General features: G+C 63.9%; 12 protein-coding genes. 9 read left to right on the top strand and 3 right to left on the bottom strand.

Annotation, left to right across the window (positions count from 1 at the left end; all coding sequences use genetic code 11):
* Positions 1-167: 167 nt before the first annotated feature.
* The 4 genes from Hrd1104_RS02020 to Hrd1104_RS02005 all read left to right on the top strand — a co-directional run bounded on the left by Hrd1104_RS02020 (position 168) and on the right by Hrd1104_RS02005 (position 3,678).
* Positions 168-785 (top strand): trimeric intracellular cation channel family protein, encoded by a 618-nt coding sequence (locus tag Hrd1104_RS02020; RefSeq protein ID WP_195837649.1) that lies wholly within the window; start codon positions 168-170, stop codon positions 783-785.
* Between the two features lie 100 nt (positions 786-885).
* Positions 886-1,809 carry a sulfide-dependent adenosine diphosphate thiazole synthase gene (locus Hrd1104_RS02015; RefSeq protein ID WP_154551179.1) on the top strand — a complete coding sequence of 308 codons (924 nt, stop codon included), beginning with the start codon at positions 886-888 and terminating at the stop codon, positions 1,807-1,809.
* An 81-nt stretch (positions 1,810-1,890) separates the two neighbouring features.
* Positions 1,891-2,775 (top strand): NAD(P)-dependent oxidoreductase, encoded by an 885-nt coding sequence (locus Hrd1104_RS02010; protein WP_154551178.1) that lies wholly within the window; start codon positions 1,891-1,893, stop codon positions 2,773-2,775.
* A gap of 144 nt (positions 2,776-2,919) precedes the next feature.
* Entirely contained in the window at positions 2,920-3,678 is a 759-nt protein-coding gene (locus Hrd1104_RS02005) for a DUF7001 family protein (protein ID WP_154551177.1), read from the top strand.
* 259 nt (positions 3,679-3,937) lie between these two features.
* Here the strand turns inward: Hrd1104_RS02005 and Hrd1104_RS02000 are convergent, their stop codons facing one another.
* Genes Hrd1104_RS02000 through dcd form a run of 3 tightly spaced genes read right to left on the bottom strand, consistent with a single transcriptional unit; the run spans position 3,938 to position 6,086 of the window.
* Positions 3,938-4,606, bottom strand: coding sequence for a class I SAM-dependent methyltransferase (locus Hrd1104_RS02000; protein ID WP_154551176.1), 669 nt, complete (start codon positions 4,604-4,606; stop codon positions 3,938-3,940).
* A 2-nt stretch (positions 4,607-4,608) separates the two neighbouring features.
* Complete coding sequence (locus Hrd1104_RS01995) at positions 4,609-5,502, bottom strand: thiamine-phosphate synthase family protein (RefSeq protein ID WP_154551175.1); 894 nt, start codon at positions 5,500-5,502, stop codon at positions 4,609-4,611.
* Positions 5,499-6,086 carry a dCTP deaminase gene (dcd, locus tag Hrd1104_RS01990; RefSeq protein ID WP_154551174.1) on the bottom strand — a complete coding sequence of 196 codons (588 nt, stop codon included), beginning with the start codon at positions 6,084-6,086 and terminating at the stop codon, positions 5,499-5,501. The genes Hrd1104_RS01995 and dcd overlap by 4 nt, the downstream gene beginning before the upstream one ends.
* Before the next feature lie 116 nt (positions 6,087-6,202).
* Here dcd and pth2 point away from each other — a divergent pair, with 116 nt between their 5' ends.
* The 5 genes from pth2 to Hrd1104_RS01965 all read left to right on the top strand — a co-directional run bounded on the left by pth2 (position 6,203) and on the right by Hrd1104_RS01965 (position 12,501).
* The gene (pth2, locus tag Hrd1104_RS01985) at positions 6,203-6,541 is read left to right on the top strand and encodes a peptidyl-tRNA hydrolase Pth2 (protein ID WP_154551173.1); all 339 of its coding nucleotides are present in this window, start codon (positions 6,203-6,205) and stop codon (positions 6,539-6,541) included.
* Positions 6,542-6,635: 94 nt separating this feature from the next.
* Positions 6,636-7,373, top strand: coding sequence for an archaeal proteasome endopeptidase complex subunit alpha (gene psmA, locus Hrd1104_RS01980; protein WP_154551172.1), 738 nt, complete (start codon positions 6,636-6,638; stop codon positions 7,371-7,373).
* A complete protein-coding gene (gene psmB / locus Hrd1104_RS01975; RefSeq protein WP_154551171.1) occupies positions 7,370-8,074 on the top strand; it encodes an archaeal proteasome endopeptidase complex subunit beta in 705 nt (234 codons plus the stop codon). The genes psmA and psmB overlap by 4 nt, the downstream gene beginning before the upstream one ends.
* A gap of 94 nt (positions 8,075-8,168) precedes the next feature.
* The gene (gene truD / locus Hrd1104_RS01970; RefSeq protein WP_154553170.1) at positions 8,169-9,521 is read left to right on the top strand and encodes a tRNA pseudouridine(13) synthase TruD; all 1,353 of its coding nucleotides are present in this window, start codon (positions 8,169-8,171) and stop codon (positions 9,519-9,521) included.
* A gap of 517 nt (positions 9,522-10,038) precedes the next feature.
* On the top strand, positions 10,039-12,501 hold the full coding sequence (locus Hrd1104_RS01965; protein ID WP_154551170.1) for a hypothetical protein: 2,463 nt from the start codon (positions 10,039-10,041) through the stop codon (positions 12,499-12,501).
* Positions 12,502-12,530: the final 29 nt, after the last annotated feature.

Here is a 12,530-nt window from a genome sequence, read left to right as displayed (position 1 = left end):
TTCACGAGCGGGACGGGTCCGTTGACACTGCCATTCGTAGCTCGTGGCTGACGGACGGAGACCGACACAGTGCCCGCGGAGCGGAGCGCTCTTTAGGACCGGTTGCATCCTCGCAACTAGTGCTTGCCGAACTGCTCGATTCCGCGTTGCTTGACCCCTTCGCGGTGATGAACACGATCGGCCTCGTCGCGTTCGCCCTCGTCGGATCGGCCAAGGGCATCCGCGAGGAGTTCGACGTCTTCGGCATCGGTGTGGTCGGCCTGGTGACGGCCTTTGGCGGCGGTGCGACGCGTGACGTGCTGGTCGGGCGGACGCCGCTGGCGCTCCAGAATCTCGGCGAGATGGGGCTGGGAATCCTGGGTGTCTCGCTGGCGCTTGGGCTGAGCGTCCTGCTCGAATCGCCGGACGAACATCCGATCACGCTCGTCGCCGACGCGGTGGGGCTCGCGGCGTTCGCCACCGCCGGGTCGATCGTCGCGACCGAGGCCGGTGTCAACGCCTTCGGTGTCGTCGCCGTCGCGACCATCAACGCCGCTGGCGGCGGTGCCTACGCCGATGTCCTGCTCGATCGCTCGCCGTTCATCCTCTTCGATGACTTCTATGCGAGCTGTGCGGTCCTGGGCGGAACCACCTACTGGCTGTTGACAGTGGCGGGCGTCTCGCCCGGCCTCACCGCCGGGGGCTGTGGGGCGATGACCGTCGGCTCGCGACTGCTCGCGGTCAACTACGGCTGGGAACTGCCGACGGCCCAAATGCTCGGCCTCGCCCAGAAACGCGTCGATTAGCCGGCCGTGTGCTTCCCGACAAACGCTCCCTAACTCAGCAGTGAGAACTGTCTCCGCCATCGAAACACACTTGTTTTACCCAGTGATACCACCAGGTGGTATGAGCGATTCAGAGTTCGACGAGTTCAGCGATGTCGGCGAGGCAGAGGTAACACGTGCGATCGGCCAGGAGTGGACCGAAGAGTTCATGGACTTCTCCGATTCCGACGTGATCATCGTCGGTGGCGGCCCCTCCGGCTTGATGGCCGCCAAGGAACTCTCCGAACGCGGGGTTCAGACGATGGTCGTCGAGAAGAACAACTATCTCGGGGGCGGCTTCTGGCTCGGTGGCTTCCTGATGAACAAGGTCACGGTCCGTGACCCGGCCCAGCAGGTGCTCGAGAACCTGGACGTCGACTTCAAGCGCTCCCAGGACAGCGAAGGGCTGTACGTCGCCAACGGCCCCGAGGCCTGTTCGGGTCTGATCAAGGCCGCCTGTGACGCCGGCGCGAAGATGCAGAACATGACGGAGTTCACCGACATCGTGATCCGCGAGGACCACCGCGTCGGCGGCATCGTCATGAACTGGACGCCGGTCCACGCCCTGCCACGGGAGATCACCTGCGTCGACCCGATCGCCGTCGAGGCCGATCTGGTGATCGACGCGACGGGTCACGACGCCATGGCCGTCAAGAAACTCGACGAGCGCGGCGTGCTCAACGCGCCGGGTCTCGAAGACGAAGCCAGCGGCATGGACCAGACCGGCGAGGATACCTACGGTGCACCCGGCCACGACTCGCCCGGCCACGACTCGATGTGGGTCGGCGAGAGCGAGGACGCGGTTGTCGAACACACTGGTCTCGTCCACGACGGTCTCATCACGACGGGCATGGCCACGGCGACGACCTACGGCCTCCCGCGCATGGGGCCGACCTTCGGTGCCATGCTGCTGTCGGGCAAGCGCGGCGCACAGGTCGCCCTGGACGAACTCGGCGTCGACGCCGAGCCGGTCGATATGACGACGCGCGCACCCGCTGACGACTGACGCGATCAAGTGCCCTCCGTAGACTCCGCCCGCAGTCGCGGCGAGCAACGACGTTAACACGGCCCCGGCCGAGCAATGGACATGAACGTCCTCGTCACCGGCGCGACGGGTGGCATCGGAAGCTGGGTCCTCGACAGTCTCGCGGCCGACGGCCACGCTGTCGTCGGCGTGGACCTGCGTCGGCCACCGGGCGAGCGTACCAACGCGCGCTTTCTCGGGGCCGATCTGACCGATCACGGCCAGGCGCGCGAATTGATCCAGACGACCCGACCGGATGCAGTGGTCCACTGTGCGGGCATCCCCAGAATGGGCGAGCGGCCGGGATCGGAGACGTTCCGCGTGAACGTGATGGCCGCTTACAACGTGTTCGTGGCCGCCGGCACCGTCGACGCCGACGTGGTATACACCTCAAGCGAGAGTCTTTACGGGATGCCCTACGCCGACCCGCCGTTCCTGCCGGACTATCTGCCCATCGACGAAGCGCACCCAAAGCGCCCCGAAGACCCGTATGGCATCTCGAAGTTCGTGAGCGAACACCTCGCTCGCATGGCCGTCCGGAAGTACGGTATCTCGGTCGCCTCGCTGCGGCCGTCGTGGGTGAACTACCCCGGCGACTACGACCTGACGGCAGTCCGTGACGGGTTCGGCCCAGAGACGGCAGACCGATCTGGCAACTTCTGGTCGTACATCGATGTCCGCGACGTGGTCTCACTCGTCGAAGCGGCGCTCGGGGCCGACATCGACGGTCACGAGGCGTATCTCGCCGTCGCGGCGGAGAACTACCTCGGCCGGCCGACCGCAGAAACCATCGAGACGGTGTTCGGGGACCTGCCGGACCGCTGTGCGCTGGAGGGCGAGGAATCCGCGTTCTCGACCGCGAAGGCCCGGACGGATCTGGGCTGGGAACCCGCCCACTCCTGGCGTGAGGCCGAAGACGCAGAGCCCATCGGTCCGGCGTTCGTCTGACAGGAGCAGTCGTCGGTTCCGGACCGAAACGACGCAACCACCCCGCCACGACGGACCGTCGGATCGAATCGATCACGTCACGCGCCCCTGAGAGAAACGATGGCCGGTCCGCAACTCGTTTTACCCAGTGGTACCACCAAAAATATGGTCGAAGAGGTCACCTTATACCGCGCTCCGACGACCGTCGCTGACGCCGACTCGATCGCCGAGTGGCTGGCCGAACGGATCGATGCCAGCGTCAGCGTCCGGGACCGACTCCTCTCGCGATTTGCCGACGACACCCTCCCGGAGGCGTTCGCGGCGGCCAGGGTGCTCGATCCGTCCGATCCCGAGACTGGTAACACGATGCTCGGGATCGTCCGCTACGAGCAGCGCGCACTCGAACACCCCGAGCGGGCTGGGGGCGTCCTCTACGACGGTCTGGCTGTTCAGCAGGCACTGTGGGGCCGGCTCCCCGCCGAGGAGCGCAGCCTCGACCATCTCCACGTCCCGTTGGTCGATCGCGTCCTCGGCACGTGGGGCGATCACGACGGGCGCTGGCACAAGCGCGTGAACGTCCTCGGCCAGCCCACGCTGCTCTCCGTACCCGGTCTCTACGAGGCCCCCGCAAAGCCCGAACAATACTACAAAGAAAAGCAGAAACACGCCCTACTGTCCGGAGATGCCCCGCCGCGAGAAGTCCTCGAAAACGAGGTCGACGGGGACTTTCTGGTGGCAGACGATCCCCGGACGACCGACGCACTGAAGGGGTACGTCCTCCAGGCCGTCGACTATCTCGAAACCGGCGAGGGGTTCTGTGACGACGATCGCTGTCGGCTGTCGAACCCACATCGCCAGCCAGGTGTCGTCGAGGCACAACTTCGTGAGCCAGAATTTTGCCCGGAACACGCCCACTACGAGTGAGAACGTTGGCGGTGCTACTGACCGACGTCGACGGCGACCGCCTCGCCGGTACGGTGCTGGTGTGACCGTCGAACTGTCAGTTTCGGTCCCGAGCAACCCCGTACGGCCAGCGGCAGCGACCGAGAGACTGTCAAGGCACAGACGGACGATCTGAGACGCCATCCGCAGGTAGATTGGACGGCCGAGAGATGAAGCATTCAAATGTTGGCAACGAGCGGGATAGCACGGCGAACAGTTTCGTCTCCGCACAGGTGCAGTCTCACTCGATCCGTCCACTCGACTGGCGGACCAAGCCGAGCGCGCGTCGGCTGGATTCGCCGTCATGCGACCGTTCGAGGACTCGATCGTGAGCGTCTCGGACCCTGCGGGCCAGGGTTACGGCCGGTGACACGCGGTCGCCGCGACTCGAGGGGGCGGACAATCGAGTGAACGCCCTGAAACCCAGGTTCAACGGCCGCCCGGCCAGCCGGTCGCTGAGCGTCCCGTCGAGCAATCCGAGCCGACCCCCGCCCGCAAGCAGGGCAAACCAGGCCTCGACGACGGCGACCGGATCGTCGAACAGTCCGACGACGAACGTCCCGAGCACGGCGTCGACACCACCCTCGATCGGCGGGTCCCGGGCGTCCCCGGTCAGGAGAGTGACGTTCTCCCACCCCGCTCGGTCGACGCGCCTGCGAGCCCGTTCGAGCATCCCTGGCGTCAGGTCGATGCCGAGGACGCGCCCGCCCTCGCCGACTCGCTGGCGAAGTGCTGACAGGTTTGCCCCGGTGCCACAGCCCATCTCGACGACGACGTCACCTGGTTGCAACGCGAGCGCGTCGATCACATCGAGCCGCCAGCGGCGGACGACCGGTCCGCTTGCCAGTCGGTCGTACGGTCCCGCGATCCGATCGTAGAACTGCCGGATCGCCCGCCGGTCGGTCGGCATACCTAAACCAGGTCACGCGCCAGTTCGGCGACCGTGGGTGCGTCCGATCCGAGCAAATAGGCGATCGGTTCGACGCCGAACCCGCCAGTCTGGTAGAGGACATCTGCGTCGGCGATGCCATCGACGTCCGGGAAAGTAGTGTCGAGGTCCGCGTCTGCGTCGAACTCGGCCGCGACGTATCCCTGGGCTTGCAGGGCGTCGATCAACTCGGCCTCGTAGGCGACGTTCAGCGTCGCTCGGGCGTCGTTGCCGTACTCGCGGGCCGCAAGCAGGACGCTGGCGACGTGTTCGCTGACCCCAAACTCCGGATCCCCCGGGACCGACGCTCGCCCCTTCACGTCGAGGATCCGTCCGGGGACGGCCACGACGTCGTCGATGCCGTCCCCACCCGGGAGACACTCCACGAGGTTCGACCCGACGGCCGGGATCAGTCGGGCGAACCCGCTCGTGTTTTCGAGAATCCCTAGACCCCGGCGGACCGACGAGCGCGCACGCTCAGATTGGCGGACGCGACTCTCCGGATCGTGGATCGCGATCGTCCCGCCGTGTTCGGAGAGTTGCGGGAACGCCTCCTCGTGGAGTTGGGCGAGCAGATCACCCTCCTCCAGTTGGCGGACGAACACCTCCGCTTCGGCCAGGGCCTGGACGGTGCTGATCTCTCCGTCGGCCAGGCCGTCTGCCAGGCGCTCGACCAGTTCTTCGAGGCGCTGGTCGGAAAGCAGCCGCTCGTTGCGTTCGACCTCGCCGTGGGCGTACTTCGAGACCGCACTCTGGCTGATCCCCAGCAGATCGGCGACCTCTCGCTGGGTCAGGCCCCGATCGCGAAGGCGCTCGGCAAGCAACGATCGGAACGTCGGCAGGAACTCCTCGACGACGATCTCCTCGACGAATTTCATTGGTCACCACCGAACTCCCGGTCGCCCTGGATCCGCGATGCCTGTGGCCCCTCCTGGCCCTGGTACTTCGAGCCGCGTTCCTCGCCGTACGGGCGCTCTGCAGGGCTGGACAGTTCGGTGAACGTCAACTGCGAGATGCGCATGCCCGGATTGAGCGCGACGGGAGCGGTCCCGAGATTCGACAGTTCGAGGGTGATCTGGCCCTCGTACCCGGGATCGCACAGTCCCGCTGTGGCGTGGACCACGACCGCGAGCCGACCCAGCGAGGAGCGGCCCTCGACGTGAGCGATCAAGTCGTCGGGGATCGCGACGCGTTCTTTGGTCGTACCCAACACGAAATCGCCGGGATGGAGAATGAACTCCCCACCCTCCTCGACGACGGTCTCTTCGACGTACTCGTCGACTTCCTGCTCGCTGTTGGGGTGGATGCACGGAATGTTCGCGTGCTGGAACTCTAGGAACTCACGACCGAGCCGAAGGTCGACGCTTGCGGGCTGGACCTGTAAATCAAGATCGTCGAGTGGTTCGATACGGAGGTCACCCTCCTCGAGTCGCCGCAGAATGTCCGTATCTGAGAGTATCATACCCACCTCTCGAATGGCCGTCCTAATGAAGCGTCGGGTTCGGAAAAACGGGCGCGCTGATCGTCGACCCCACGTACAATCGTCGCCCCTTTGTCCACCCAGAACTGATCGCGAGTATGAAACAGGCGATCGTCGCCCGCGCCGACCTGAACATGGGCGAGGGAAAACTCGCCGCCCAGGTCGCTCACGCCTCGCTTTCGGCCTACGAGGATGCCGACCGGCGGACGAAAACCGAGTGGAAAGGCGAGGGCCAAAAGAAAATCGTCCTGCAAGCAGACGGCGAGTCACAGTTGTTCGAACTCGCCGATGTCGCAGAGCGCGAAGGGATCGCTCACGCCATCGTCCGGGACGCCGGCCACACCGAACTCGAACCGGGCACCGTCTCGGCACTGGCCGTCGGCCCGGCACGCGAGGATATCGTCGACCGTGTTACCGGCGACCTCTCGCTGTACTGATCGGCGACGACTCGACCGCTTTCAATCCTCCTATTTACCTCTTACTGAAGCCTTTATGTGTCACGTGCCCTAACTCGGAGTGAACACACGACCTATGCAAGGAAACCAGCAACAACAGGCCTACGATCGCGGGATCACGATTTTCTCGCCGGACGGCCGGCTCTACCAGGTAGAGTACGCACGCGAGGCCGTCAAACGCGGCAGCGCGAGCGTCGGCATCCGGACCGAAGAGGGCGTCGTCCTGGCGGCCGACCGCCAGGCTCGGTCGGACCTGATCGAACGCGACAGTATCGAGAAGACCCACAAGATCGACGATCACATCGCCATCGCCTCGGCAGGCCACGTCGCTGACGCGCGCAAACTCATCGACTTTGCCCGTCGGCGCGCACAGGTCAACCGGCTGCGCTACGACGAGCCGATGGGCGTCGAGCCCCTGACGAAGGCGATCACGGACACCATCCAAGAGTTTACCCAGACTGGCGGCGCGCGACCGTTCGGTGTCTCACTGATCGTCGGCGGGATGGAGAACGGCGAGCCACGCCTGTTCGAGACCGATCCCTCCGGGACCCCATACGAGTGGTCAGCTCTGGCGGTCGGTGGCGGCCGCGAGGATATCCAGGAGTACTTCGAAGAGAACTACGAGGACGGACTGACCCTCGAGCAGGGCGTCGGCCTCGCCTTGGAAGGGCTGGCCGAGCCTGCAGACGACGGCCTCGACCCCGACGGCGTCGACCTCCAGACGGTCGACGAGGAGGGCGTCCTCACGGTCGGCCAGGACGTACTCGAAGAGCATCTCGAAGAACGCGACCTACTTGGTGGTGACGACGAATGAACCCCGACATGAATCTCGACCCGACTGGCGACGACGCAATCGACCCGTACAGTCCGGAACTCGGCTCGATCGCGACCGAGAACGGTGACAAGGAAAACGTAACGAAGACCGGCACGACGACGGTTGGCCTCGCGACCGAGGACGGCGTCGTCATCGCGACCGACCGCCGAGCCAGCCTTGGCGGCCGGTTCGTCTCGAACAAGAACGTCGTGAAAGTCGACCAGATCCACCCGACTGCGGCCATGACGCTGGTCGGTTCGGTCGGTGGCGCCCAGTCGTTCATCCGCACGCTACGTTCCGAGGCCAGCCTCTATGGGACCCGGCGCGGCGAGCCGATGAGCATCAACGCTCTGGCGACGCTTGCGGGCAACTTCGCCCGTGGCGGCCCCTTCTTTGCGATCCACCCGATCCTGGGTGGCGTCGACGACGAGGGCAGTCACGTCTACACGATCGACCCCGCCGGCGGCGTCATGGAAGACGACTACGCTGTGACCGGCAGCGGAATGCAACTCGCCTACGGGACCCTCGAAGGCGAATACGAACCTGACCTCTCGACGGCGGCGGCCCGCGAACTCGCGACGAAAGCGGTCCAGGCCGCAAGCGAGCGCGACACCGGCTCCGGGAACGGGCTCGTGATCGCCGAGATCACCGACGAGGGCGTCGAGATCGACGAGTTCGACGAGCTCGCGGACGCGCTGTAGACGCGCGCGGTCTGTTTTCGATTTGTCCGTCGTTTCGGCCCCAGAGACCAGCACGCTCTTTTCGGCCGACAGTGTAGCCAAACCGAACCCCCACATGCGCCAGGCACACCCACTCGAGCAAGCGGTCGGGATGGCATACTACGTCAGCGATAGCGACGGCGTCGGCGGGCACCTCCGCCGTGAGCCCGCAGCCTTCGCTGTCCGCGAGATCGAGGCTTTCGACGTCGAGTCGATCGATGCCGAGCGCGGGGCATATCCCCATGTCGTCTTTCGGGCGACCCTCTCGGGGTGGGACACGAACGACTTCGCAAACGTCCTCTCCGATCAGCTGTCGATTAGCCGCGAACGTGTCTCCTGGGCCGGGACGAAAGACAAACACGCCCGGACGACCCAGCTGTTCTCCGCCACGAAAGTCGATCCTGGGGCTCTCGATGGGATCGACCTCTCGGAAGTCGAGATCGAAGTCTTGGGTCGAAGCGGCAGACCGATCCTCTTTGGCGATCTGGCCGGCAACGCGTTCGAAATCGTCGTCAGCGAACCGGACAGTCCAGACCGGATTGAAGCCGTCGTCGACGAACTCGCCACGTTCGCCGGCAGTGGATTCGACGGCGAGGGCGACGCGACGACCGTCGGCGTGCCCAACTTCTTCGGCCAGCAACGGTTCGGCAGCGAGCGGCCGGTCACCCACGAGGTCGGCCTCGCCATCGCCCGGGGCGACTGGAAAGCTGCGGTTCTCGCCTACGTCGGAAATCCACACGAGCGTGAGCGCGAGGAAACCCGTGAGGCGCGGGCATACGTTACGGAAACAGAGGACTGGGCGGGCGCACTCGACCGGTTGCCAAACCGGCTGGGCTACGAACGGTCGATGTGCCATCGTCTGGCCGAGAACGGGGCCAACGAGCCAGACGACTTCCGGGACGCCTTGGAGGCCGTCCCGACGAATCTCCAGCAGCTGTTCGTCAACGCCGCCCAGTCCTATGCGTTCAATCGTATCCTCTCGGCACGGCTGGAACGTGGCCTGCCCTTCGACGAGCCGGTGGCCGGCGACGTGGTTTGTTTCGCCGACAGCGACGCTCCTGACGGACTCGAACTGCCGGACACCGATCGGATCCAGCGTGTGACCGAAGATAATGTCGGGACAGTTCGCCGACACTGTGAGCGCGGCCGAGCGTTCGTGACTGCACCGCTGCTCGGGTCGGAAAGTGAGCTTGCGGACGGTGAGCCTGGTGAGATCGAGCGGGCTGTCTTCGACGAGTTGGGAATCAGTCCGGCGGACTTCGACCTTCCGGGAGAGTTCCACTCGGAGGGGACGCGACGGGCGATGTTGCTGCGGACGGCTCTGGCTGTCGAGCGCGATCCGCTGACGCTCTCGTTTGCGCTCCCGAAAGGTTCCTATGCGACGGTCGTCCTCCGGGAGATCACGAAGGCAGATCCAGCAGCCCTCTGAGTTGGCCAGTCAGCTCCGACGGCAGTCGATCGTACTCGACAGCTTCCCGCTCGGTCTCGCTGTGGGGTCGTTCGTAACTGATCGAAATGCGATCGAACCAATCAGGAACAGTATGGGAACTCCAGAGCACTCCGTACGACTTCGAACACAGTGAAACCGGCTCACGCCCAGTATTCAGAGACGGCCTCCCGCTGTTGCAAGGCAGTCTAGGCCACCCCCACGGGCTGGTGGTGTTGGAGGGAACTGACGCCGTTTCGGCTCTCGACGCCACTGGCGTCCCTCCCAGTGTGACCGAGAAACCGTGGGGTATCGGCCAGGCTGATTTCCCATTCGCAAGTGAGCAGCAGTGGCCAGCCACAGACGACGAGACTAATCTCGACGCCAGCAGTTGATTCTGGCCCCTGCTTGGGAAGTGTGAGGGGGCTTCGTGATACGTAGCGGGACGATGGCAGCAGATGTCCTGCCACGAGTTGTGTATTTGAAAATCTTAATGAGTGAGAGGTGCAACGACGTGGATATGGTGCGCAGTACCCGCCGGCAACTCCTTGCCGGTGTCACCATGGCCGCCCTCCCCAGTTGGTTCAGTATCGCCGCCGCAGGCGAGACGACAACTGGGGCCGAATCGTCCCCCTCCGAAACGGCAACGCCGACGCCCGACTCGGATGAGACAGCCCTCCCCGACGACGTCGAGGCAGTTCTCGATCCCATCCCGGAGTCCGTCGACGGCACGCAGGCCTCGCGCCTCAGTGTTACTGTGCCGTCGCCCGATCAAGAGACCACTGCGATGACGATGTGGGGAGCAGGCACAGATCAGTTCGATCTCGACGAGGAAGCCGTCGATCGAGTTGCAACTGCGATCTACGGTGAAAACCGAAAGCAGATCCTGGCGCTGGTCGGTTCGTTTGACGCCACCGATCCAACCGTTCCGAAACGAGTACCCGAAAACGGGGTCCATCGCGACGACGGGCTCTTTGTTCTCGGTGTGGCTCCCCAGAGCGGAGCCTGGACCGACGGCCTCTCGGCAGCGAAAGATGCAATCGGTGACGAATTCGAGTTCTCCGAAGAGACGCGCCTGTCGCTGGCACAGGTCGTCGATTCGGCAAGCATTCAAGTATTCCCGTCGTTCCCTCCGAGTTCGGACACTGGCGTTCCCGATATCGACACGGACGGACTAGAAACGGTGGCCATTGGCGTCGATCGGATCGACCCGACGGCGATCAGTTTCTCTATTGTCGGTGTGTATACGGAGACAGCGGCCTACGACGGGGACGACTTCGAGGCGCTGTTGGAGAGTACGAGCGTCGACGACATCGACGAGAAAGCGATCAAACGAGACGGTCGCGTCGCCATCGGCACGACTCGTGTACCTGCCCCTTCAGAGGCACTCCGGGAACGCGCGCCGGATCTCTGGTTACACGTTCAGTATGATTCCCAAGCGGGGACAGCGAAACTCCACCACACGCAGGAAAAAGCGGTCTCGACGGAGGGGCTAGCACTGTACGTCGACGGCGAGAAAGTAACGAATGTCTGGAACGGCGAGACCTTCGACCCGGAAGAGGTCATCACCGTCGAGGCCGATCTGCTTTCGACGATCGTACTGGAGTGGACCGATCCGAAGCATCCCGAATACCAGACGGTCGTCAGTCACGAGCTGATCGCCGACGGTGTGACCTTCCAGGAGGACTACGACCGTGAGTCCAAGACACTGACGCTGACGTACACTGGTCCAGAGCCGATCACAGCCACTGAGCGCATCGAGATCGAACACCGTTCGACATCGGGCCGTGAGGACGACTACCAGCGACAGGAGACGACGGAACGATCTCTTGGGGCATCTCACGAGACGTTGTCCCCGGAAGACGAAATCGAGATCGACGACGTCACACTGTACGATCGGGTCACCCTTTCTACAACACACTCGGTTGAGCGAGGCACCGTGACCGAATCGACATCGACGTCGATTTACTACTTCCATGCCGAGGTCCCCGGGTACTTCTCACTCGATCAACAAGACCACCCCACGCTTGTGTATCAGGGCCGGGAAGCCCGTGACCCCGAACAGTACCGAGTGACCGTCGATGGCACGGAGCTTTCGAGCGGGTTAGACGATGAATACGAAACCCTCGAATCCGGCGACAGCGTGTCCATCGACGCCGATCCGGGGGCCAAAGTCCTCGTCGAGTGGGTCGGGCCGGGCGGGCCAGCGACGGCCTTCAGTGAGTATATCAAACCGCCGGTCTCCTTCGAGTTGCACCACTCTACGGACGGGTTCGAGCTCGTCTATCGGAGTGACGACGGCTATACGGGCGATCCCGATACGTTCACCGTCCAGTCACACGGATTGGAGGCGAAAACGCCATTCGCCCAAGAGTACGAAACGCTTGCGGACGGCGACAGTATCGACATCGAGTTCGATCGGTTGAGTATCGTCACCGTAGAATGGACTGGGCCTGAAGAATCCGTCCGGATCGATGGGATTAGTCTGCGTCGCATGGTCCACTTCGAGATGGACGGGCAATCCCTGACGTTTGCAGGAGAGGGCGAGTGGTCGGCTGATGCCTTCGAGATGACGGTAGATGGCGAGTCAATCGACGGGTTCTCCGATACCGTCACCGAGGGCGATAGTATCGACCTCGCCGCCGAGACCGGATCGACTGTCGAGGTCGTCTGGAAAAACGGGTCCGACGAAGAGACTGTGTTCTCGGAGACGTTCCATCCACCATTCGAGTTCGACGTCGAATATGACGCCAAAGCGGAATCGCTGACGATCACCTCACAGACAGAGAGCGAAATCGACCCGGCGGAGGTAGCTGTCGCGACCTATGCCAGCCAGCGGACGTCCTATCCGAACGTCTGGGCCGACGAATACGATGTGATCGAGGCTGGAGATTCGATCACACTGTCGGTATCCACAGAGCCACAGGCACTCGTGGTCGAACACGAGTCCTGGGGAGCATACGTCTCAAAGCAGGTAGCCTGAGACGCAGCCAGGCACTATTCTACCGCGGA

It is taken from the genome of Halorhabdus sp. CBA1104, assembly GCF_009690625.1.
In the GTDB taxonomy this organism is placed as follows: Archaea; Halobacteriota; Halobacteria; order Halobacteriales; family Haloarculaceae; genus Halorhabdus.
Note: the sequence above shows the minus strand (reverse complement) of the source record. Positions and strands in the feature narration are given on the sequence as shown.

Coding starts and splice junctions, on each gene's coding strand:
- Hrd1104_RS02020 (WP_195837649.1), top strand. CDS start 168: ATGAACACGATCGGCCTCGTCGCGTTCGCCCTCGTCGGATCGGCCAAG.
- Hrd1104_RS02015 (WP_154551179.1), top strand. CDS start 886: ATGAGCGATTCAGAGTTCGACGAGTTCAGCGATGTCGGCGAGGCAGAG.
- Hrd1104_RS02010 (WP_154551178.1), top strand. CDS start 1,891: ATGAACGTCCTCGTCACCGGCGCGACGGGTGGCATCGGAAGCTGGGTC.
- Hrd1104_RS02005 (WP_154551177.1), top strand. CDS start 2,920: ATGGTCGAAGAGGTCACCTTATACCGCGCTCCGACGACCGTCGCTGAC.
- Hrd1104_RS02000 (WP_154551176.1), bottom strand. CDS start 4,606: ATGCCGACCGACCGGCGGGCGATCCGGCAGTTCTACGATCGGATCGCG.
- Hrd1104_RS01995 (WP_154551175.1), bottom strand. CDS start 5,502: ATGAAATTCGTCGAGGAGATCGTCGTCGAGGAGTTCCTGCCGACGTTC.
- dcd (WP_154551174.1), bottom strand. CDS start 6,086: ATGATACTCTCAGATACGGACATTCTGCGGCGACTCGAGGAGGGTGAC.
- pth2 (WP_154551173.1), top strand. CDS start 6,203: ATGAAACAGGCGATCGTCGCCCGCGCCGACCTGAACATGGGCGAGGGA.
- psmA (WP_154551172.1), top strand. CDS start 6,636: ATGCAAGGAAACCAGCAACAACAGGCCTACGATCGCGGGATCACGATT.
- psmB (WP_154551171.1), top strand. CDS start 7,370: ATGAACCCCGACATGAATCTCGACCCGACTGGCGACGACGCAATCGAC.
- truD (WP_154553170.1), top strand. CDS start 8,169: ATGCGCCAGGCACACCCACTCGAGCAAGCGGTCGGGATGGCATACTAC.
- Hrd1104_RS01965 (WP_154551170.1), top strand. CDS start 10,039: ATGGTGCGCAGTACCCGCCGGCAACTCCTTGCCGGTGTCACCATGGCC.